The organism is Rhizobium sp. CFBP 13644 (genome assembly GCF_014842165.1).
Classification (GTDB): domain Bacteria; phylum Pseudomonadota; class Alphaproteobacteria; order Rhizobiales; family Rhizobiaceae; genus Agrobacterium; species Agrobacterium tumefaciens_C.
In genome coordinates this window covers 250,208-271,698 of record NZ_JACYVF010000008.1, presented here as the reverse complement: position 1 = coordinate 271,698, position 21,491 = coordinate 250,208, and the positions used below count along the sequence as shown (strand labels likewise).

16 protein-coding genes and 1 tRNA gene are annotated in these 21,491 nt (G+C 55.2%); 8 read left to right on the top strand and 9 right to left on the bottom strand.

Annotated elements, in window-relative coordinates:
• The 3 genes from IFT53_RS23610 to IFT53_RS19320 form a co-directional block, all read left to right on the top strand.
• Positions 1–181, top strand: a 181-nt coding sequence (locus tag IFT53_RS23610; RefSeq protein ID WP_206758583.1) for a hypothetical protein, incomplete at its 5' end; no start/stop codon positions are given.
• A 55-nt stretch (positions 182–236) separates the two neighbouring features.
• Positions 237–854, top strand: a complete 618-nt coding sequence (locus tag IFT53_RS19325) for a hypothetical protein (protein ID WP_244656391.1) — start codon at positions 237–239, stop codon at positions 852–854.
• A 10-nt stretch (positions 855–864) separates the two neighbouring features.
• Positions 865–2,742, top strand: a complete 1,878-nt coding sequence (locus tag IFT53_RS19320) for an AAA family ATPase (RefSeq protein WP_192066981.1) — start codon at positions 865–867, stop codon at positions 2,740–2,742.
• A gap of 389 nt (positions 2,743–3,131) precedes the next feature.
• Here IFT53_RS19320 and IFT53_RS19315 read toward each other — a convergent pair whose 3' ends face one another.
• Positions 3,132–4,391: a hypothetical protein gene (locus IFT53_RS19315; RefSeq protein ID WP_192066979.1), complete on the bottom strand. Its 1,260-nt coding sequence runs from the start codon at positions 4,389–4,391 to the stop codon at positions 3,132–3,134.
• Positions 4,392–4,648: 257 nt separating this feature from the next.
• Here IFT53_RS19315 and IFT53_RS19310 point away from each other — a divergent pair, with 257 nt between their 5' ends.
• Positions 4,649–7,195, top strand: a complete 2,547-nt coding sequence (locus IFT53_RS19310) for an AAA family ATPase (RefSeq protein ID WP_192066977.1) — start codon at positions 4,649–4,651, stop codon at positions 7,193–7,195.
• On the opposite strand, the gene IFT53_RS19305 is transcribed toward IFT53_RS19310, so the two are convergent.
• Entirely contained in the window at positions 7,137–7,319 is a 183-nt protein-coding gene (locus IFT53_RS19305; protein WP_244656394.1) for a hypothetical protein, read from the bottom strand. The two genes, IFT53_RS19310 and IFT53_RS19305, sit on opposite strands and share 59 nt — an antisense overlap.
• 339 nt (positions 7,320–7,658) lie before the next feature.
• Here IFT53_RS19305 and IFT53_RS19300 point away from each other — a divergent pair, with 339 nt between their 5' ends.
• Positions 7,659–10,133, top strand: a complete 2,475-nt coding sequence (locus tag IFT53_RS19300; RefSeq protein WP_192066974.1) for an SIR2 family protein — start codon at positions 7,659–7,661, stop codon at positions 10,131–10,133.
• 329 nt (positions 10,134–10,462) lie between these two features.
• Here IFT53_RS19300 and IFT53_RS24000 read toward each other — a convergent pair whose 3' ends face one another.
• The 5 genes from IFT53_RS24000 to IFT53_RS19275 all read right to left on the bottom strand — a co-directional run bounded on the left by IFT53_RS24000 (position 10,463) and on the right by IFT53_RS19275 (position 17,914).
• Entirely contained in the window at positions 10,463–11,227 is a 765-nt protein-coding gene (locus tag IFT53_RS24000) for a DUF1883 domain-containing protein (RefSeq protein WP_192066972.1), read from the bottom strand.
• A 377-nt stretch (positions 11,228–11,604) separates the two neighbouring features.
• Positions 11,605–15,420 (bottom strand): vitamin B12-dependent ribonucleotide reductase, encoded by a 3,816-nt coding sequence (locus IFT53_RS19290; protein WP_192066970.1) that lies wholly within the window; start codon positions 15,418–15,420, stop codon positions 11,605–11,607.
• 685 nt (positions 15,421–16,105) lie between these two features.
• Positions 16,106–16,603 carry a xanthine phosphoribosyltransferase gene (gene gpt / locus IFT53_RS19285; RefSeq protein WP_042619272.1) on the bottom strand — a complete coding sequence of 166 codons (498 nt, stop codon included), beginning with the start codon at positions 16,601–16,603 and terminating at the stop codon, positions 16,106–16,108.
• A gap of 119 nt (positions 16,604–16,722) precedes the next feature.
• The gene (locus tag IFT53_RS19280) at positions 16,723–17,604 is read right to left on the bottom strand and encodes a GGDEF domain-containing protein (RefSeq protein ID WP_192066969.1); all 882 of its coding nucleotides are present in this window, start codon (positions 17,602–17,604) and stop codon (positions 16,723–16,725) included.
• 85 nt (positions 17,605–17,689) lie between these two features.
• Complete coding sequence (locus IFT53_RS19275; protein WP_192066967.1) at positions 17,690–17,914, bottom strand: hypothetical protein; 225 nt, start codon at positions 17,912–17,914, stop codon at positions 17,690–17,692.
• A gap of 168 nt (positions 17,915–18,082) precedes the next feature.
• On the opposite strand from IFT53_RS19275, the gene IFT53_RS19270 reads away from it, so the two are divergent.
• The 3 genes from IFT53_RS19270 (at position 18,083) to IFT53_RS19260 (ending at position 19,379) form a co-directional block, all read left to right on the top strand.
• Positions 18,083–18,157: transfer RNA gene (locus IFT53_RS19270), tRNA-Glu, on the top strand.
• Between the two features lie 159 nt (positions 18,158–18,316).
• Positions 18,317–18,763, top strand: coding sequence for a VOC family protein (locus IFT53_RS19265; RefSeq protein ID WP_042619703.1), 447 nt, complete (start codon positions 18,317–18,319; stop codon positions 18,761–18,763).
• A gap of 85 nt (positions 18,764–18,848) precedes the next feature.
• A complete protein-coding gene (locus IFT53_RS19260) occupies positions 18,849–19,379 on the top strand; it encodes a lipocalin family protein (RefSeq protein ID WP_244656390.1) in 531 nt (176 codons plus the stop codon).
• A 118-nt stretch (positions 19,380–19,497) separates the two neighbouring features.
• On the opposite strand, the gene IFT53_RS19255 is transcribed toward IFT53_RS19260, so the two are convergent.
• Together IFT53_RS19255 and IFT53_RS19250 are read right to left on the bottom strand one after the other, a co-directional pair.
• Positions 19,498–20,397: a PhnA-like protein gene (locus IFT53_RS19255; RefSeq protein WP_192066965.1), complete on the bottom strand. Its 900-nt coding sequence runs from the start codon at positions 20,395–20,397 to the stop codon at positions 19,498–19,500.
• A gap of 181 nt (positions 20,398–20,578) precedes the next feature.
• On the bottom strand, positions 20,579–21,451 hold the full coding sequence (locus IFT53_RS19250; protein ID WP_192066963.1) for an ATP-binding protein: 873 nt from the start codon (positions 21,449–21,451) through the stop codon (positions 20,579–20,581).
• Between the last annotated feature and the right edge of the window lie 40 nt (positions 21,452–21,491).

Sequence of the window (21,491 nt, the reverse complement as noted above, 5' to 3'; positions counted from 1 at the left end):
GAAACTCCCGCTCTTTATCCATGAAAACTCGATCACAGATCAAACGCCGAAGGGCAACGTGGGAGCGGAACACCGGTTACATAGGAAATGCCGAAGAAATGGATTGGCTATTGACTTTCCTATTTTTGTTCATATTTTGTTCCGCATGATCAAGATGCTGAACATATCTCGAATAGGTTGAACGGGCAGGCCGCTCCGAAGCGGCGCAGGCAACGTTTATCTAATCGAGGGTGTTCATGATGAGCCATCCGCATTTTGATACGGCAGCGGCCCTGTGTGCCGCTTTTGATGAAGCTTCTTCCAAACTTTTCTATCCAAAAGGCACAGTCCGTTGTTCTGGCGACCCGATGTTTCGGTCGAGGGCAGCGCGAGATTTGGGCTGCATTCTCGACGTCGATCCGACTGTCGTCGCCTGGCTTTGCTTGCCTTTGGAGTTCGAAACTGAGCTCGGTTCTCATGTTCCGGACTTTCTTGTGAAATACGAGCACGGCAAACCCTTTCTCCTCGACGCTGTCGAGGACGAGGAAAATCCTGCTATCAAGGAAGGTGCTGCTCTAGCCGGTTACCAGTATCGGGGCATCCCGCGACAGGAGATCGAAGCGGGGTTTCGGCTTGCAAACGCTCGTGATCTCCTCCGCTACGCGCACTCCAGGACACCTCTGAACGACAGGATCAGAATGCTATCCGCGCTTGACGAGGTCGGCGCGCTTACTGTCGCAGAGTGCCTGCATATTTTCACTGAAGTGAAGCCGATGACAGGCATCTCTTGGATGGCCCTCCATCAATTGATCGCGCTCGATCTCGACGAGAGGATGATCGACCCCGAGACGGTCATCCGTCGCTTCCAGCGCTAGGGAGGTCGGAATGGAAAACTTCCGTAAGCGTCGCCGCACGGTTACGCTTGAGCGAATGGTCTATGCGCTCACTCTCAAATCTGCAGCCCGTCTTGGAGGAGCTTTCAAGAGAAATCAGAACGGACGCCAGATCGTGATTGTTCTCCGGATCCCTTCTGGATCCGTACTCGACGAATATGTCGCCGCAGCGAGCATTCTGACGAGCACCAGTGAGAGCCTTTCCAGCTTTGAAATCTCGTCGCCTAAACTTAGCACTAAAGGCGGCGTTGATATTGAACTGATCGGCGCCCAACTGAAATCGGGGCACTCTATCCTAATCATCTGGCCCTCGGATCATGGGTTGCCAAGAGAAATCGACCTGGCGGCCGACCGTGTTGTAAACGTCGGTGCCGTGAGACCATTCCATATCGCTGCCGCCGCGAAGGAGGTTTCGGGCCAGAATATCGACACGGCGGATGCGCGGATGATGCTGGAGCATCCTCTTTCACATGTCTTTGCTGCCTTCAGGGCAGGGAGACCTGCCTCGGACGTTCTAGCGCGACTTGCCGCAGCTAAGACAGATAAGCAGCGGCCTGTCGTGGAAGCGCCGCCACATCTCGAAAACCTTGTAGGGTATGGCGAGGCGAAGACATGGGGACTGTCTCTGGCAAGAGACATCACGGCGTGGAAAGACGGAAAGCTTGCCTGGGCGGATGTCGATCGGGGACTTCTACTGAGTGGAGCGCCGGGAACCGGGAAGACGATGTTCGCTGGCGCGCTTGCGCGGTCGTGTGGTGCACATTTGGTCGCGACGTCCGTCGCGCGATGGCAAGCGGCCGGGCACCTCGACGACACATTGAAAGCGATGCGACGAAGTTTCGACGAGGGAAAGGCAAACAAACCCAGCATCTTGTTCGTCGACGAGTTCGACGGGATCGGCAACAGAGATAAGGTTGTTGGAACTCAACACGAAACCTACTGGCGGCAGGTGATCAACTTCCTACTCGAGTTGATCGACGGCTACGATAGGCTCGAAGGCGTCGTCGTCATCGGAGCCACAAACTATCCGGAAGCGATTGACGCCGCTCTCCTGCGGCCGGGGCGGCTTGACCGGCATATCAGTATTCCGCTGCCGGATGCAGATGAGCGAAAGCATCTCTCGCGTACTTATCTCGGTGCCCAGTTGTCGGACCGCGAGGTGGACGCGATCGCTGCGGCGACCTTTGGGTTAACCGGTGCGCATTTCCAGACAGTCGGTCGAGACGCAAAGCGGCTTGCCCGCGCAGAGGGAAGGGCTGTTTCACTTGCAGATGTGATGTCGGCTTTGCCACCAGCGAGGAAGATCACCGGGGGCGAGCGAAGGACGATCGCAATTCACGAGGCGGGACATGCGGTTGTCGGAGTTCGACTGGGCGTCGGATCCTTGGATACCGTTGCCGTACCTTGGGAAGCCCATGCCGGACAACCTTTGGGGTTTGCACATTTCGAGATCGAGGAAGCCCGGCTCAGGGAGCGTCAAGGCTGTCTTGACCACGTCGCCTTGCTGCTGGCGGGCAGGGCGGCGGAGGAGGTCATCGTCGGTACCGCGTTCGATGGCGCGGGCGATGCTGAGGGCTGTGACCTGCACAAGGCAAGCGACCTCGTCACTAGGATGGAAGTCCAGCTTGGAATGGGAGAGGGCCTTGGCTACTTCAATTTGAAATCCATCGAGCAGCGCGATCGATTCCGACGAAACAACCGTGACGTCGCTGCCCGCGTCGAGCGTGTCCTTGGCCGGGAAATGGAGCGCAGCCGGGAAATCGTCACGCGTTTCAGAAGCTCCATCGAAAGGATTGCCGACGTACTGGTGGAGAAGGCCATGATTGAAGGGGAAGAAGTCAGGACCATTATTCGGGAAACTTCAGCGTGACAGTAGCAAATCCTACGCCGGAGGTGGACTGGAGGCTTGTCGTGCGCACCGTCAAGGAAAGCGGGACTACGGATGGGCGAGTACGTGTAAAGAATACAATCCTCGAAGCTGCTGGGGTTTCACTGCGGCTCCGCGGGTTGAGGAGTCGCCTTTTCATTCTGACAACGTCTGCGTCTGAAGGTCTGCCAGCCAAGGCAACTCACAGGTTAGTCGACAGCGGGCAACGTGGGGGTAGAACAGCGGTTACTGTTGGCGTGTCGGCACTCCGTTCATCTTGAGAGAGTTTGCCTTGTGCCGCGAGAAACCGTGGTCCAGCCAACCCGAAAATTACTGTCGTATTTTCGATGGCTAGACTGGGCATCTGCGGTCGAGTGCATTGGGAGGTTTGGTTAACTGACGTGTATGGACGCACGCAGGATGCTCCGGTGAGCATCGGTTACTTTCAGCAACCTTCCTCCAGCCAATCCAGTTACGACGGGTCCGGGATGTTTTTTAGCCCCCTCCTTCACATGCACGACGAGCGCGGCGTTTGGGCAAAGATTTTGTAGCGTGATATTCGAATTTAAGTCTGAGCCATGATGAGGAAGCGCCAACATATGCACGGAGGGCAAGTGGGCAGAATAAGCCGCTGCAAAGGCGTCAACATCAGCTTTGTTGAGGAGTTCGGAATCTCCTGTATTCAGCCATGCTGGAGGCCATTCCCCCCAGAAATGAGGGGTATCATATTCAAACGCCCGGTTCCAGCGAAAATAACCGTGTTTCCTCTTTGATTCATCGAAATGAATAGGGACGCTGAGCAGTGATAACGAGGCACGATTGGAAGAACCAACGAAGAGCTTGAAGACTTTTTGCAGATCGCTCCGACCGGAAGGAGTGCGCGCGTGAAGAGCTATGGCGTGCGCAAGTCGTCCTAAACCCGGCCGGGAAGCGACAGCACGACTGCTTATGCGCAACAGTGAATACAGAGCCGTACGAAGACCTCTGAGTGAGCTGGTGCTTATCGCTGTCCGGTAGGGCTTTAACAGAAGGCCCGTGTTTTGGTTTGAAACGTAAATCTCGCAGTCGTTTTGATTAACAATTTCAACACTGTCATCGGTTTTCTTCTCCGACCCAGATTTTGTGGCTGGGGCAGGAACCGCTGTTGGCATCGGCCTCATCTTTGCGGTTAAGTCGCGGGTTTCCCAACCCACTGGTCTTATAGGGCGCGCTTCTGTAGGCTCCCCAGATTCCGAGTTCTCGGGGCCTCCTAGAAACGTTACGCGGCCGACGCCTCTCGACAGAAAAAATTGTGCGGGGTCGGAGACAAGTTCTACGAAACTGCGCTGCAGTCTGCCTCTGCGGATCTCATGTAGCAAGGTGAAGGCGAGCTGGTCATCGTTGACATAGGGTACCATCACGTTGTTCACAACTTTTCCTGACAGCAGCGTATCCAAACCACTAACGTGGTCCGTGTCAAAATGCGATATGAATAGCCAGTCAACCGGAAACGTATTGTTGGATATCCAAGATTTGAGCACCTTGTCGAACTTCTTCGTGTTGCGGGCACCACAGTCGTATATCCAGTTGACAACATTGGCGCTGTCAAAACGCGCGCGGCCCGTATGAAATCCACCGTGTCCGGCAGGATGTTGCGTCCATTCCACGTTCATTCTGAATCCTTCAATGCGTCGACGATACGTTTCCGGTAAGCTCAAGAAAATACAACCTAAGAATTTAAGGATCCCTTTCAATAAATGTGGATGACTACAAGTTCCGACGTCCCATTGCTTCTATATTTCGTTCGCTAGTATAGGTTGCGGACTGTTATTGTTTTAGGACACCTTAAAATAAAGCTTTCACCATGAACCACGCTGCCCCGTCGAAGACTGTGCTTCAAACGATACTGGATTGGTCGCAAGGGCGGCCCATGTGGCAGCGTGATGCCCTTCGGCGTATTGTGACGGGCGGTACGCTTGATGCTGGCGCCGTCAACGATGTTTTGCACCTCTGCAAGAAAGAGAACGGCGCGCCCGACATTTCACTGACGGCCGCGGCGTTGGAAGCGGTACACTTGCCGGCTAACCCCGGTAATGGCGCAACAATCGCCTTGGTCTCCTTTGGAGATGTCGTCGGAGTAAACCAATTGGCTCCGAACCAGACCCTAATGTTCGAACAACAGGGCCTGACCATTGTTTACGGACCAAATGGAGCTGGCAAATCGGGGTATGGACGAGTGTTGAAGCGCGCCTGCAGGGCTCGCAAAGCCGGAGAAATCATGCCCGACGCGTTTTCTTCGACGATTGGCGTCAAAGCCACCGCTAGTTTTATGATCTCTAAAGACGGCGTGCACCAGCCTGTACTGGGATGGGAGGACGACGTGAGTCCTGATCCAGTGCTTTCCGCCGTCAGCGTTTTCGACCGCGAATGCGGCGCAGTCCACATCCAGGACAAGACAGAGGTCGCGTTCCGGCCCTTTGGGCTCGACATTCCCGACGACCTCGCGGCCGTCTGCACGCAGATTAAGCTGCTGCTGCAGACCGAGGAGTCTCAGATCAATGCGCTCCGCGATCCAGTCTTCGATATGCCAACTTGGCGGGCAACCACATCGGTCGGGCGTATTATGTCCTGCTTGAAGCACGATACGAAACTGCAGCCGCTGGCAATCCTCGCGGTCATGACAGAAGCAGAAAGTGCACGCCTCCGGCAACTCACCGAAGACCTCGCCAAAAATCCAATTGAGGCTGCCGCCGAGCAACATCAGTTCGCCGATGGCATCGCGAAGATCGTGCGCTATCTAACGAAGGTTGAGGAATACTATTCCGATGATGCCCTGAATACGTTGAAATCGCTTGCAGACGACGCCAGAACCAAACGAGTTGCCGCTACGGTCGCCGCGGATGACGTCTTCAAGGGTGCCACTTTTCCAGCCGTCGGCGCGGAAGTATGGCGGGAGCTCTGGGAGGCGGCGCGGCACTATTCGAAGCATGTCGAAAAGCAATTCCCGGCGGTAGAGGGCGAACACTGTGTACTGTGCCATCAGCCGGTGGGTGTCGAGGCCGGTGTACGGCTGAGTGGCTTCGAGGGTTTCATCCGCGATGATACGGAAAAGCAGGCTGATGCGGCCGACAAGGTCTTTAGGAACTCACTGAAGAGGTTCGAGACGCATCAACCGGATATTCGACTAATCGCGGATATTCGGAGGCGGATTGCCATCCAACATGGTGATTTGGCCGCCGACGTGCTGCGCTTTATGGCTACCTCCGATCTGCGTAGACGCCAGTGTCTGCGAGATATTGGTCACAGCGGAGTCATGACCCTGTCGCCGATGTCGGCAGTTCCAAAAACAGCGCTGCTGGCGCTTGAAAACGATACCCGCGCCTATGCCAGTCAGTTGGAGTCGGCAGCCGACGTCGAAGGCCGCGAAGTTTTACAGGCCGAGCATGACGAGCTCAAAGACCGTGCAGCAGCTATCGCCCTTAATGAGGTCGCTAAAAAAGAGGTCTACCGGCTGGTGGAGATAGAGCGCATTGCCAGATGCCTAGGGCAGACAGCGACGACCCCTATTACGAAACTTGGCAACGACCTTGCCGATGACATCATCACTCCCCGTATGCGTGACCGCTTTCAGAGAGAGATCGTAAGGCTTGCGGCGGAGAAGGTCCGTGTTGAGGTCGTGCGTTCCGGTGGTCAGTACGGATCACCAAACTACCAAATCCGTCTGTTCGCAAATCCCAAGACCAAGGTGCATCTGGTGCTGAGCGAAGGGGAGCAAACCTGCGTAGCACTCGCGGCTTTCCTGACCGAGCTCGCGACAGCCACACACAAGTCTGCTCTCATCTTCGACGACCCTGTTACATCGCTAGACCACCGCTGGCGCAAGAAGGTCGCGCGAAGGCTCGTCGAAGAGGCGAAGGAACGTCAGATAATTGTTTTCACCCACGACCTTGTGTTTGTAAATGACCTGAATGACAGCGCGCGCGGCCAAGGCGTGCCCGCTAAACTTGCAAACCTCTCACGGGGCCCTGAAGGTACCGGTATTGTGGGCGATGGATTGCCCTGGGATCATGCTGGCGTCAAGTCGCGCTTGGATCGGCTTGAGAAAGACCAGCGGGCGGGCAAGGCTCTGTATGATGCCAACGACGAGGCCGGCTATCGCAGTTCCGCTGTTAGAATCTACGGTTTTCTACGGGCCACGTGGGAGCGGGCGCTCGAGGAAATCGTTTTCGCGGGCTTGCTGATGCGGCATCGGGATTACATTGACACCAAGCATTTGAAGAAGGTCACCGCGCTGTTAGAGACGGATACGGAAGCGTTCCGAGCGGCGTTCAAAAAATGCAGTGACATCATCGATGCGCATGACCCGTCTCGCGTTCGTAATGATGAACCACCGCCACCTTCAGAGATTTCGGATGATATTAAAGCACTAAAGGAATGGGCCGACGCTCTGCGTATTCGGCAAAACGCCGTAGCATAGCTCCTGTACTTGTTCCCGCCATGAGATCGAAGCCCTTGCCTATGTCGAGCGCCTCCGCATCGCGAAGCTTAGCGTAATAGCTAGAGAGCTTGTCCAAAAGCGCTGCCGTGTAGACGCCCCTCATACCACCGCCGTCGATGCAGAGAACACGATAGGGGCGCTTACCTATGGGCGAAATGTCATCGGTCTCCTGCACGTCCATCTTAATTTGATCCCTATTCGTTCCCTTTAGAACTTTCAGGCGTCGAGGAACGCCTGAAAATCATTTCGGTCTACCGGGGAGCTTTACGCTGGATTATCCAGCGTAAATGCCTCTCGGAGCGTTTCTTGGTTGGATGCGACAGCCGCTAATGCAAATGTAAGAAATTGCTTGTGCACGTTATGCGGAAAAAACGAACTGGCGATTGACATCATAGGATGAGTCGATCCACGTTCCCTGAAGTTTTTGATAACGCAGGCGCCCATGTCACAGACCATTGAAAACCTGATCCACGAGATTACTCCGAGCCGTACCGTGCTTTTGTTTGGATCCGGGTCGTCGATACCTTCCGGTGCGCCAAGCGTAGCAAAGCTAATATCTGCCTACGCGCAGGAGTTCAGGGTACCTCCCGACTTCTCACTAAGTGAAATCACGCAACTTGCAGAAAATAAATCGCAGTCGAGAAGGAAGGTCATCGATGTCCTTCGAAAACAATGCTCCGATCTCAAGCCCACTGGTGGCTTGAGAAATCTGCCGCTCTTCGATTGGAAGAGCATCTACACTACTAACTACGACAGGTTGATCGAACTCTCCTACGCAGAGCGAGAAAAGCGCGCAAAAGTTTTCTCCTCCAACTTCGATTTCAACAGCGACCACGGTCAGCCCGATGTCACTTTGTTTAAGTTGCACGGCACCATCGAGAAAGACGAGTGCGACGGCCACAACTCGCGGATTATCTTGACGGAATCTGATTACACCAAAACTTCAAATTATCGCGAACAGCTTTATGATCGAATGAAGGCGGACGTCATTTCGGCCGACCTTGTAATCATCGGCCACTCGCTCGGCGATGCACATTTGAAAGAGTTGGCCATAAGGGCTGCCAGACTCAATAGGGAAGCGATGGGAACCGGGAGGGTATGGCTTCTATCTTATACCCGTGATGAAGATCGCGCCTCTCTATACGAGCAGTTCGGCCTTACCGTGGTATTCGGCAGCATCGATGATTTCTTCAAGGAGCTTGCGAAGAAGGCTCCCGATCGGCCGATTTCAAACTCCACGGCCGGAAATCCTCTCGACGTCGCGCCTGCGCTGGTTCCAGTCACGATTGACGTGGATCATGCGGTAACCCTCGCTCCAAACTTTTCTTCGATGTATACGGGTTGGCCCGCGACATACGGCGACATAGTCACTGGTTTCACGTTTAAGCGTACCCTCTCGGCGCGCATCGGATCGTATCTATCAACTGATTTCAGCCTTATCGCGACCATCCTGGGCGCCAGCGGAGTTGGGAAGAGCACGGCTGCGAAACAGATATTGGTCGAGTGCCGGAACAAGGGGTGGAAATGTTGGGAACATGGTGGTCAGCACACCCTTGACCCTAGGCTCTGGGAAAAGGTCGCCAATAACCTGAAAGCAACCAAGGATGTTGGCGTCCTTTTTGTAGACGATGCACATCTCCACCTGAGTGACATCAACGAACTGATTGATCGTCTAGCAATCTTGGATAATGCTCATCTAAAGATCTTGCTCGCATCGACGCGTAACCACTGGCATCCACGCATAAAGACCGGGAACCTGTTCCGCCATGGAAAAGTCTTCAATCTTTCAACGCTGAACGATCAGGAGATCGACGCGCTGCTCGACATGGTCGAGAGGGTGCCAGAAATTAAGCGTCTAACAGGTAACGATTTTGCAGGATTCGACAGGTCTGAGCGACGTCGGCGGCTTACCGTCCGAGCGTCTAAAGACATGTTCGTATGCCTCAAGAATATCTATAATACGGACTCTCTGGACGCTATCATCCTGCAGGACTTCGCCTCTTTGTCAGGACCGCTTCAAGATGTCTTCCGATATGTTGCCGCGATGGAAACAGCAGGCATAAATGTCCACCGTCAACTCGTGATTAGGTTGCTAGGAATGCCAGCACAGCAGGTAGCCGCCTCCTTGGAAGGTTTGACAGACATCGTCAGCGAATATGACTACCACGTCCGTGATGGCATCTTTGGGTGGCGGTGCCGGCATCCCGTTATCGCGGCTATCATAACAAAATTCAAGTTCGGAAATCTGGACAAGACGATCCAGCTTTTTGAGGATGTCATTGACAATATCTCGCCGACGTTTGCGATAGAAGTGCGGTCGCTTCGCGAGCTCTGCAACACCGAAAGTGGCATACCTAGGATTGCCGACAAGAAGATTCAGAACCACCTTCTTGCAAAAATGATTTCCAGAGCTCCGGGCGAACGTGTGCCGCGACACCGCCTCATACGCAATCTAATAGATATGCACGAGTTTCCACGAGCGGAGACCGAGATCAAGCTGTTCGAGAAGGACTTCGGTAGGGACGGCCCGGTTCATCGATACAAAATAAAATATCAGGTTGAACGCGCTATTCACACACCGGGGATCTTGCTCGAAGACCGGGTTGCAATGTTGGAGCAAGCCCACGAACTGGCGGTCGTAGGCGCAGAACGGTATGCAGCGAACAAAAACGTTTTAGCCGCTTATGCAGAGCTAGGGGTCGAGTATTACCGGCTAACCAGTAACCTCACATACTTTGACGAGGCGATGAGACATCTCAAGTCAGCAGAAGACAAGCTCGGCGACCCGCAGATTACCGCGATGATTGTCAAATTCACTCGCCGAATAGGTGGGCAAAGCTCTATAAATGACGAAGAGCTTCCGGAGGATGCGCTTCCGGACACCGACATCTTGGAATTCGAGACGGAGGGTGCGTGATTGTTTTTTATCTCCATGGGGGTACTTGGAGGGCAAGGTGGAGCCGTGCAGTTCAATTTCGAAGAAGCCCTTAGCTAGATGTAACTTCACGGGCCCGGCAGCCCAACTCCCTAGCGGCAAATCGATTGGTTCTGATCGCGTAGGCGTGCGACTTTTTAGACATCGATATGTTGCCATCCAACGCGGGACGCAGAAAGCAGCCTTACTGGTACGCCTCCAAAGTCTCTGTCTGAATCCGGGCGTCGCTTTCCGGACGCCTCGCCTTTTCGGCAGGTTCTGTTGAAGCTTGCTGGTCTTCCAGATTCTCCATCGTGTCCACCTCTATCCGCTCAATCTTGTGATCGGATCAATTCAGCGATCTCTTCCGCGATTTCGTCCGGCGTGTGCGTAACGGTGCTTCTTGCAACCTTGTCAACCAGGGAGGGACTGAACTTCATCACATCCGCCTTGGATACTTTGTGCCAAATCGGAAGGAGTTGCTGTTCGCCGCTTATTGAACGAGAGACGATTCCGTCCAACTCGTAGTTCGTCCAACCTTTTTTGAAAAAGGCTTCGGATAGTACGACGATGCCGAACCGGCTATTTGCAAGGCCCTGGTCGATCTTGCGGCGAAGGCTGTCACCGATCTTCAGGGTAAACTCGTCGTACCAAACGGAAAGTCCACAAGCCTCAAGTGCTTTGACGAGGGGGCGGACGAACTCGTCCTTGTCTTCAGAGGCGTGGGAGATGAAGACATCATGGTCTCGGACGATACCGTCTTCGATCTCGTCATGTGGGCGGAGAAGTGAGGGAACAGATGTGAGAGCAGCGTCGCGGGCGGCAGGAAGTGCGCCAGGTAGCATGCGAACAGATGCACGAGTTTGGCCCCGAAGGCCCTGCATGTCCACCGCAACATACCAATGGCCGGTGCGCGGCACGGGGACACGGAAAGGGGACTGCTTGACGAGCCCCCCATAAAAGTGGTGCCGCCGCCCATTTTTATACGAACTGAAGTTTGAGGAATCCATCAACCTCACGTTCGCTGCCGCAGTGAGGCTTACTTCAACTAGCTGGCCGGAGCGCTGCTGGCCCAGATCGAATTGCAGGTAGTTCATGCTACTTATCCTTTCAATCCAGCATCGAATGCCGCCAGCTCAAAGCTCGATCCCGTTTTGTTCCTCGGAGTGCTTTTAGGCGAGTATCGCCTAACTATTGATATCGTATACTTCCTCTATATTCCAATAGTAGGAGCAAAGCCCACATGTATTTAGGCAAGTCATCATCTAAAATAGGCGATAATTTGCTTTATCATTATCGCTTAACTCTCGATGGTTATGGCCTAAGCGCGAGTTAGCGCTTCATGTAGAGAATCGTGCTTTTATTTTCGTTCGGGCCGGGTTTTTCTATTTCCCGGCCCGAGGTTTTACTGCGTCATTTTAATGGCTGTGCGACATAATCAATGGCTGCCTACATACACATGTCGCGGCTTAAATCAGCTGCAACCGCTCGTCGCGCCGCATGTGTCGCACTTTTCGCAGGTGCCGTTGCGGACCATGGTGAAGTTCTGGCACTCGCCGCACATGTTGCCGGTATACCCTTGAGCAATCGAGCGGATGCGGCGTTCGGCTTCCTTCTTTTTCGCTTCCGTCTTGGCAGATGCGGCGTCTGCTGCTGCCTTGTCGGAGAAGAGGGCGGTTGCGGCCTGTTCGGATTCGGTGGCCAGACCTTCTTCTACGATTTCGACTGCTTCCTTGGCACGCTCTTCATATTCGCGCTTGAAAGCGACGACTTCCGAAGTGGAGATCGCGACGGTTGGCTCTACCTTGCGGACGGTGTTGCCGGAGATCTGCGTGACCGTGCCAGAGGCGCGGGCAGGGGCTGCCGTTGCTGAACCCTTCGGCTCGGACGAGGCGCGATCGGGGGTGTTGGAGACCAGAGTTGGCTTGTAACCGCGTGTCCAGCCGGTGGAAACGAGGTTGGTCTTGCCTTCTTCAATGCCCTTGCCGAGTGCGGTCTGCGAGAAGTCCGACGTATCCACATGGGCCAGATCGTGACGGCCAAGGTAGGAGACGGCGAGTTCGCGGAACACGTAGTCGAGGATCGATGTCGCGTTCTTGATCGCATCGTTGCCGATGACCATGCCGGCTGGCTCGAACTTGGTGAAGGTGAAGGCCTCCACATATTCTTCCAGTGGCACGCCATATTGCAGGCCAAGCGAGATGGCGATGGCGAAGTTGTTCATCATCGCACGGAAAGCGGCGCCTTCCTTGTGCATATCGATGAAGATTTCGCCGATGCGGCCATCTCCGAATTCGCCGGTGCGCAGGTAAACCTTGTGGCCACCGACGGCTGCTTTCTGGGTGTAACCCTGACGGCGGTTCGGAAGCTTTTCACGCTCGCGGCTGACACGCTCGACCACACGCTCGATGATCTTTTCGGTGATGGTGACGGCCTGAGCTGCCTGTGGCTGGGCGATCAGATCTTCCAGCGCATCCTCATCATTGTCGTCTTCGACGAGCGAAGCGTTGAGAGGCTGAGACAGCTTGGAACCATCGCGGTAAAGCGCGTTGGCCTTCAGCGCCAGCTTCCAGGACAGCATGTAGGCTGCGCCGCAATCTTCCACCGTTGCATCATTTGGCATGTTGATGGTCTTGGAAATCGCACCCGAGATGAAGGGCTGCGCTGCCGCCATCATGCGGATGTGGCTTTCAACCGAGAGGTAACGCTTGCCGATCTTGCCGCATGGGTTGGCGCAATCGAAGACAGGCAGATGCTCGTCCTTCAGGAACGGTGCGCCTTCCAGCGTCATCGCGCCGCAAACGTGCACGTTGGCCGCTTCGATGTCCTTCTTGGCAAAGCCGAGATGCTCCAGCAGGTTGAAGCTCATGTCGGAGAGCTGCTCGTCGGAAACCTTCAGTGTTTCCTTGAGGAAGTCTGCACCAAGTGTCCACTGGTTGAAGACAAACTTGATGTCGAAGGCCGATTTCAGCGCGGCGTTGACCGTTTCGATCTTCTCATCGGTGAAGCCCTTGGCCTTCAACGTGGATGGGTTGACGGCAGGTGCCTGGTTGAGATTGCTGTGACCGATAGCGTAGGCTTCGATTTCGGCAATCTGGCTTTCCGAATAGCCGAGCGAACGCAGCGATTCAGGGACGGCGCGGTTGATGATCTTGAAGTAGCCGCCACCGGCCAGCTTCTTGAACTTCACCAGTGCGAAGTCTGGCTCGATACCGGTTGTATCGCAATCCATGACGAGGCCGATCGTGCCTGTTGGCGCAATAACGGTGGTCTGGGCGTTGCGGTAGCCGTTCTTTTCGCCAAGCTCCAGAGCCTTTTCCCATGCGGCAACGGCGTGGGTAATAAGGTCCTGATCCGTGCAATCTGCATGGATGAGCGGAACAGGGTTTACCGACAGGCCTTCATAACCATAGGCCAGACCTTGGGCTGCGCGCTGATGGTTGCGCATGACGCGCAGCATGTTGTCGCGGTTGGGTGCAAAGCCGGGGAAGGGGCCGAGCTCGCCAGCCATTTCAGCAGATGTTGCGTAGGAAACGCCTGTCATGATGGCGGTGAGGGCACCGGCAATCGCACGGCCTTCATCGCTATCGTAAGGAATGCCCGAGGACATCAGCAGGCCGCCGATGTTGGCATAGCCGAGGCCGAGTGTGCGGTATTCGTAAGAGCGTTCGGCAATTTCCTTGGATGGGAACTGCGCCATCATGACCGAGACTTCGAGAACGACAGTCCACAGACGAACAGCGTGTTCGTAATCGGCAATATCGATGTTCTTGGTCTTGGCGTCCTTGAACTGAAGCAGGTTCAGCGATGCAAGGTTGCAGGCTGTGTCATCCAGGAACATGTATTCCGAGCAAGGGTTGGATGCGCGGATGGGACCAGCGGCTGGCGATGTGTGCCAGTCGTTCATGGTGGTGTTGAAGTGCAGACCTGGGTCAGCCGATGCCCATGCGGCATGGGAAATCTTTTCCCACAGCGCGCGGGCCTTCAGTGTCTTCATGACCTTGCCGTCCTTGCGGGCGGTGAGGTTCCAGTCGCCATCATCTTCCACGGCGCGCAGGAAGTCATCCTTCAGGGACACGGAGTTATTGGAGTTCTGGCCCGAAACCGTGAGATAGGCTTCCGAATCCCAATCGGTGTCGTAGGTCTTGAATTCGATTTCCTTGTAGCCCTGCTGGGCGAACTGGATGACGCGCTTGACGTAGTTCTCAGGAACCATGTCCTTCTTGGCAGCACGGATTTCGCGCTTCAGGGCAGGGTTCTTCGCAGGGTCGAAGCAATCGCCACGCGTGGCTTCAGAGCCCGCTTCGCAATTGACGCAGGCCTTCATGATGGCCTTGAGGTGCTTGGCAACGATCTTGGAACCGGTCACGAGGGCAGCAACCTTCTGCTCTTCGTTCACCTTCCAGTCGATGTAAGCTTCGATATCTGGGTGATCGGCATCAACCACGACCATCTTGGCTGCACGACGGGTGGTGCCGCCGGACTTGATGGCGCCAGCTGCGCGGTCGCCGATCTTGAGGAAGCTCATGAGGCCGGAGGAGCGACCGCCGCCAGACAGCTTTTCGCCTTCGCCACGCAGGTAGGAGAAGTTGGAGCCGGTGCCGGAGCCGTATTTGAACAGGCGCGCTTCACGCACCCAAAGATCCATGATGCCGCCTTCATTGACCAGATCGTCTTCAACGGACTGGATGAAGCAGGCATGCGGCTGCGGGTGTTCGTAAGACGACTTGGACTTGGTCAGCTTGCCGGTGAAGGGGTCGACATAGAAGTGGCCCTGGCCGGGACCATCAATGCCATAGGCCCAATGCAGGCCGGTGTTGAACCACTGTGGAGAGTTTGGCGCAACGCGCTGGGTGGCCAGCATGTAAGACAGCTCATCCTTGAAAGCGGACGCATCTTCTTCCGAGGAGAAATATTTGCCCTTCCAGCCCCAGTAAGCCCATGTGCCAGCCAGACGGTCGAAAACCTGACGCGCATCGATTTCAGAACCGTAACGCTCACCTTCCGGAATATCCTTCATGGCCTTTTCATCGGCAACAGAGCGCCAGAGGAAGGAAGGAACGTCGTTTTCCTCAACCTTCTTCAAGCGCGCAGGGACACCGGCCTTGCGGAAATATTTCTGCGCCAGAACGTCCGTCGCAACCTGGGAGAACTGCGCAGGAACGTCGATATCCGCCAGACGGAATACGATGGAGCCATCCGGGTTCTTGATCTCGCTAACCGCCTTTCGGAATTCAATCTCTGCATAGGGAGACTGGCCGGGCTTGGTGAAGCGGCGTTCGATGCGCATGTCTTAATCCTCGTCTTGGGGCGCCCTTGGCCAGGGCGCAGAAATTCTCTCCAGCGTCGCGCCTCGTACGCGCCGCCGGTTAATGGCTTCTCAGGTGAAACGTTCATCCTTGGATGCCGTTCCTCTACATCGTGGTGATTTCGGCTGCAAGCATACTATATATAGTATTAACAGTTTGCTGTCGCCACTTATCCCGCATTTTGTTTTGGCAACAGGCTTCCGCTCACAAACAGCCGATTGCGCTCCACCCCCTTGTGGTAGGAACGCAAGGCAAACGCGTGAACTGAAACTGAAAAGAACCTGTGGTGAGAAACCCGATTCCATTGCCGCCGCAACATGACTTTACATTGCGGGATATGAGGTGATTCCGTCAAGGCCTAGTTTGAAGGGCTTTGTTAACCACAAGATATTGTGTGGGGCTCCTGTGGAAAACGGGGAAAGAAAAAGGCATTATAAAATTCAGTAACTTGGATCGATTTTAACCATATCCGAACCGCCTTCCTCACGTTGCGGAATGCGACTTTTTGATTTTTTCGCGCAAAATTTCGGTGTTGTGTACAAGCAACAGGGGGGTGATTTCCACATCTTCCCACTTTGGTCTTGACGGGCCGCAAATGCTGCGCAGCAGACGCAAAAAAGCCGCCCGGAGGCGGCTTTGATGGAAAAATCGGCAGAGGAGGCGGCATTAGCCGCGCGAGCCCTTTGCAATCGGTTCCTGATAGGTGAAGCCCAGATCCCAGGGGAAATAGATCCACGTATCCTGGCTGACTTCGGTGATGAAGGTGTCGATTGTTGGCACACCCTTGGGCTTGGCGTAAACGCAGGCGAAATGTGCCTTGGGCAGCATTTCACGCACTTCGATGGCGGTCTTGCCGGTATCGGTCAGGTCGTCGACGACGAGAATGCCTTCGCCACCCTTTTCCAGCAGTTCGGGAGAGATGCCCTTGAGCAGCATCGTCTCGCCCTGATTGACATAATCATGGCGCGTGGCGATGCAGACGGTATCGATGAGGCGGATGTTTAGCTCACGCGAAATGATGGCGGCCGGTACGAGGCCACCGCGTGTGATGCAGACAATGGCGCTGAACTCCTGGTTCAGACCGGCAAGACGCCAGGCCAGAGCGCGGGCATCACGGTGAAATTGATCCCATGAGACGGGAAAGGCTTTATCGGGAAGGGACATGGGGCGTCTACCATCTGGTCAAAATTGTTGATGGCTTTGGCTAATAGCGGGAAGAAAGCCTGAAATGCAAGCACATCGCATCTGCCTTCAACCGCTTTCTCTCAAAGCCGCCTGAACTTTCAGCCATTGCTGCCCAGAAAAGTGCCGATGACGCGGTTGCGACCGGCATCCTTGGCTCGATAAAGCGCGCTATCGGCGCGGCGGAGCAACTGTTGCAGGCGCTCGCCGGGACCTGCCTCCACCACGCCGAAGCTGCAGGTGATGCGGCCTCGGGCCAGGGGATCGAGAAGGCACGATTCAAAGGCGGTGCGCAGCCGCTCTGCAATGGCCACGGCATCCGTGCCTGATGTGCGAGGCAGGACGATGCAGAATTCCTCGCCGCCGATGCGGGAGGCCAGATCATATGGCCGCAGCGAATCCTTGACGATTTCCCCAACGATCATCAGCACCTTGTCTCCGACATCATGGCCGTAATCATCATTGATGAGCTTGAAGTTATCGAGGTCGAACAGAATGATGGACAGCGGATCGCCGGAACGGTCAGCCTGCGACTGCATGGCAGGGACCTGCTCGGTCAGCCAGCGCCGGTTTGCAAGCCCGGTCAGAAAATCCGTTGTGGCCTGATGCTTGAGCTGTTTGGTCAGTTCCTCGACCTGGATCAGCATGGAGTGGGTGGCCTGCGTGACGATGGAAATCTCGTCCTTGCCCACCGATTTCAGCTTCAGCAGGCTTTTATCCTGCGGATATCTCTCCAGCGCGCCCGCCAGATGATGCAGCGGACGAATGAAGCGCCAGAGCGCATAGAGGCAAAATGCGGTGCCCAGAAGGGTTGCGACGAGGATCAGGGTGAAAACCGGCACGGGGCCCGTATCCAGTCCGAACAGCAGAAAGAGGATCAAGGCAATCAGAGGAACGTGAACGCTTAGAAACGAAACGACGAAAATCTTCGCAATAAGGGATTGTCGAAAAGCTGGCATCAAGGGTCGTTTCTCAGTCGGCATTCTTCACCTTCTCTCGTTACGGGCGACGGGTACGTTATAGCAGCGCAAGCTAACACAACGAAAAGAAGCAATTCCGTGGCTTTCCTTATGTTTTTCCGGTTTGCCAGTGGTTTGCACAAGTCAAAGTGTCAAAACGCAAAGAGAACGGCGATTGGATCAGCTTTCTGTGAAAAATAGTTGAGATGATCGGCACCGTTTGATGGCGCAACCGCTCTGTCTCACCAAGGGCTAAAGCAGCCTTTGAATCGGTGTTGTGGTGCGCAATCATTGTGCCTGTCGTGCAGCCATTTTCACCCGAACCGTCGCTCACGGTCTGATCAATGCCGCTATTCAGAAAAAATAAGCCCCTGTTTTGAATAGGAAATCCTTATTTTGCAGGGCTTCTGGCGCGGTCTGTCATTTTTTTGTCAAAAGACGCATTTTCTCGCTTGCGATATCGAAAACCTCTGACTATAAGGGCGCCACACGACAAGTGTACGCGCCCTTCGTCTATCGGTTAGGACGACAGATTTTCATTCTGTAAAGAGGGGTTCGACTCCCCTAGGGCGTACCACTTGTGTGTATTTACCTCCCCACATGATTGAATATAGCTTAAACAACGCATCAAAACACGTATGTTTTGTGGCCGATGAACTTTTCCATCATCTCTCGGGGTTGATTGTTTGCCCCATTCGCTGAAGCTTGCTCCGTGAAGAATCGGGAGGAGCTGTCCGTGAGCGTACCATTTTCCCTTGTCGGCATAGATCACGTCGTTCTGCTGGTGGATGACATGGACAAGGCCTTGCACTTCTATCACGAGGTTATGGGGTGCAGGCCGGGATATTCCTATCCAGCACTGGGCATGGAGCAGGTCTGGTGCGGGGCATCTCTCATCGTTTTATGGGATATTACCCATCCGGGCGGGCATAAAGCGGCGCCGCCCGTTGCAGGCGGGCGCAATGTCGACCACATCTGCATTGCCACCGGACCCTTTGAGCACAAGGAACTGCGCGCGCACCTGGAAAATCACGGTGTGAAGATCGACCGCGAGGCCATGCATGGCGGCGCACGCGGAATGGGCCACTCCTTCTATATACACGACCCCTTCGGCAACATGCTGGAAATCAAGGGACCGGCGGAATATCCCGACGGAAGAAACATCGCCACATTCCGGCAATGACGGCCACGGTAAAGTGAGAGATGCACGTGCAACCTGGGCAATGGCCGGGCGTTGTTCCCGACCATCAACTTGGAGCATCGCAGCCATGAATCGTTTGTTGAGTTCGTTAAGCGCCGTCGTGGCGTTTTCCTGTCTTGGCGCAGGTCTTGTGCCTGAGGCGAAGGCGGAACCGTCCGTCGCGCAGGTAGACATGTCTCACTATCAGGGTAAATGGCTGGAAATCGGCCGGACGCCGATGTGGCTGACCGATGGCTGCGAAGCCGGTTTCACCATTTACAAGAAGGGTGCGGCGCCCAATCAGATCATGGTTCAGGACGGTTGCCGCGAAGGTTCTCCGCAGGGCAAGCTCAAGACCATCGAGGGCCTGGGCACGCTGACGGATTCGAAGACGACCAAGGCCAAGCTGAAAGTTCGCTACCCGCTGTTGATCACCTTCGATTACTGGGTGCTCTACCAATCGCCGGATCGCAGCTGGTTCATCAGTGCCGACCCCAAGATGAAGAACCTCTGGATCTATTCGCGCACCGTGCCATCGAAACCGCTTCTCGCGCGCATGGTGAAAAAGGCCGGCGAATTGGGCTATGACACCAGCAAGCTGGAATTTCCCAAGTTCTGACATTGATCCGCTCATAATGAGAAATGCCCGCAGGTTTGCGGGCATTTTTTATTGCGCATCTGTGAACAAGAAAATGCCCGCGGTGAAGCGGGCATCTCGTTCTTTGATGTTACATCGCTTATGCGATGACGGTTTCGCGGCGGCGTTCCGTGTGTGCAGCGCCGATGTTGCCACCGAAGAGAGCGGCGATTGCGCCAATCAGCAGGGCGCCGAAGGCAACGTAGGATGCGGCAGAAACACCTGTCGCTGTTGCCTGTGCGGCTTCAGTCGCGGTTTTCTTTGCCTGTTCCATGGCCTGTTTGTACTGGTTTTCGTAATCGGTAACCTGCGTACGGGCCTGCTCGACGGGGATGTTCTGTGCGCGTGCAAGCGCTTCGGCTGCACGGTTGCGGGCATCGGCAGCCTGCGACTGGTCACCAGTCAAAGCGGCACGCATGGCGCTGACAGCTGCGTCACGCAGGGCCTGTGGGTCATTGCCGCCGCTTGCTTCACGAATGCTCTGTTCGATGCTGGAAACAGGATCATTTGCGTTGGCAAGGGCAGGGGCAGCAGCGGTTGCCGCTGTTGCAACCGTGGAGCCAGCGCCTGAGAAGACGCTCGTGACGCCGGTGAATGCACCGCCAACCAGCGCGCCAACCGATGTGCTGAGCAGGTAAAACACAACAAGCGTTGTGACCGCCCAGGATGTGAGGCCGTGAAGTGCGCCGGTGGAGCGAACCACGCGACCGGACAGGCGGCTGGCGACATAGGCGCCGACGAACGCTGCAATAATGCCGCTGACGATGACCCAGATGACCGAACCCATGGAGAGCGATGATGCGGTCGGCGTGTCATTTTGCGCTGGATCGATAACGCCAGCGCCGATGGCCAGACCCAGAAGGTTCAGCAAAAGGTGCAGGGAAAGGGCAATAGCAACACCGGCAAAGATGCTGCCCCAGGAAACATTGGCAATAGGTTCGCGGGATACAGGGGCGTGAACGCCTGCGGTTGTTGTTGCGTATCTGGTCTGATCAGTCATTTCGCTCTCCGGTAACGTAGCGCGGGTTTCGCGCCTGCTCAGAACGATGTCGTGATCTCTTTGTTCCTGAGTATTGTATGAAATACTAATTGAAATGGATTGGCGCTGTTGCGTGCCGGTCTTTCTTTTTACATGGGACGCGATAGTGATTGTTTCTGCCAAGTCTGAACTGGCTGGAAGATCATCTGTTGAGTGGCTTTCTCAACCGTCCTGCGGCGTCCTGAATATATTGCCAGGCGACGCGGCCAGAGCGGCCACCGCGCGTCGTTGCCCATTCCAGCGCTTCGTGGTGGAGGGTGTCTTTCGGCAGCCCCAGATCGAAATGGTCGGCATAGCCATCGATCATGGCAAGGTAGTCGTCCTGGCTGCACTTGTGGAAGCCGAGCCAGAGGCCGAAGCGATCCGAAAGGGAGACTTTTTCCTCAACCGCTTCAGACGGATTGATGGCGGTGGACTGCTCATTCTCCATCATGTGGCGTGGCAGAAGGTGGCGGCGGTTGGATGTTGCGTAAAACAGCACATTGTCAGGCCTGCCTTCAATGCCGCCATCAAGCGCCGCCTTGAGCGACTTATAAGCCGTATCATCATGGTCGAAGGAAAGGTCATCGCAGAAGAGAATAATGCGATGGTCTGCGCGCTTGAGAATGTCCATCAAGGCGGGAAGGGTGTGGATGTCTTCGCGGTGGACTTCCACGAGTTTCAGCGACACATCGCCCGCGGCCCTGACATCTTCGTGAACAGCTTTGACCAGCGATGATTTGCCCATGCCGCGTGCGCCCCACAGCAGCACATTGTTGGCGGCAAAGCCCTGAGCAAAGCGCAACGTGTTTTCGTGGAGAATATCGCGCACATGATCTACGCCGCGAATGAGTTGCAGGGCGATGCGGTTTGGCCGCGCCACCGGCTGAAGCCAGCTGTTTGCGGGTATCCAGACGAAGCAATCAGCGCTGGACCAATCATTGACCGCCGGGGCGGGCCCTGCCAGACGCTCAACTGCAGCAGCCAGGCGACGCACTTCAGCCAGCAAGGCGAGGTTGGTTTCTTCCGGCGTCATCTCAACGTCTCCCGAATAATTGTTGTTGCGCAATCCACCA

Excerpts from the sequence above, each read along its gene's own strand:
- IFT53_RS19280 (WP_192066969.1), bottom strand. The coding sequence starts at position 17,604 with ATGCCGACTGAGAAACGACCCTTGATGCCAGCTTTTCGACAATCCCTT.
- IFT53_RS19325 (WP_244656391.1), top strand. The coding sequence starts at position 237 with ATGATGAGCCATCCGCATTTTGATACGGCAGCGGCCCTGTGTGCCGCT.
- IFT53_RS19310 (WP_192066977.1), top strand. The coding sequence starts at position 4,649 with ATGTGGCAGCGTGATGCCCTTCGGCGTATTGTGACGGGCGGTACGCTT.
- IFT53_RS19320 (WP_192066981.1), top strand. The coding sequence starts at position 865 with ATGGAAAACTTCCGTAAGCGTCGCCGCACGGTTACGCTTGAGCGAATG.
- IFT53_RS19250 (WP_192066963.1), bottom strand. The coding sequence starts at position 21,451 with ATGACGCCGGAAGAAACCAACCTCGCCTTGCTGGCTGAAGTGCGTCGC.
- IFT53_RS19305 (WP_244656394.1), bottom strand. The coding sequence starts at position 7,319 with ATGAGGGGCGTCTACACGGCAGCGCTTTTGGACAAGCTCTCTAGCTAT.
- gpt (WP_042619272.1), bottom strand. The coding sequence starts at position 16,603 with ATGTCCCTTCCCGATAAAGCCTTTCCCGTCTCATGGGATCAATTTCAC.
- IFT53_RS19300 (WP_192066974.1), top strand. The coding sequence starts at position 7,659 with ATGTCACAGACCATTGAAAACCTGATCCACGAGATTACTCCGAGCCGT.
- IFT53_RS19260 (WP_244656390.1), top strand. The coding sequence starts at position 18,849 with ATGAATCGTTTGTTGAGTTCGTTAAGCGCCGTCGTGGCGTTTTCCTGT.
- IFT53_RS19290 (WP_192066970.1), bottom strand. The coding sequence starts at position 15,420 with ATGCGCATCGAACGCCGCTTCACCAAGCCCGGCCAGTCTCCCTATGCA.
- IFT53_RS19255 (WP_192066965.1), bottom strand. The coding sequence starts at position 20,397 with ATGACTGATCAGACCAGATACGCAACAACAACCGCAGGCGTTCACGCC.
- IFT53_RS19315 (WP_192066979.1), bottom strand. The coding sequence starts at position 4,391 with ATGAACGTGGAATGGACGCAACATCCTGCCGGACACGGTGGATTTCAT.
- IFT53_RS24000 (WP_192066972.1), bottom strand. The coding sequence starts at position 11,227 with ATGAACTACCTGCAATTCGATCTGGGCCAGCAGCGCTCCGGCCAGCTA.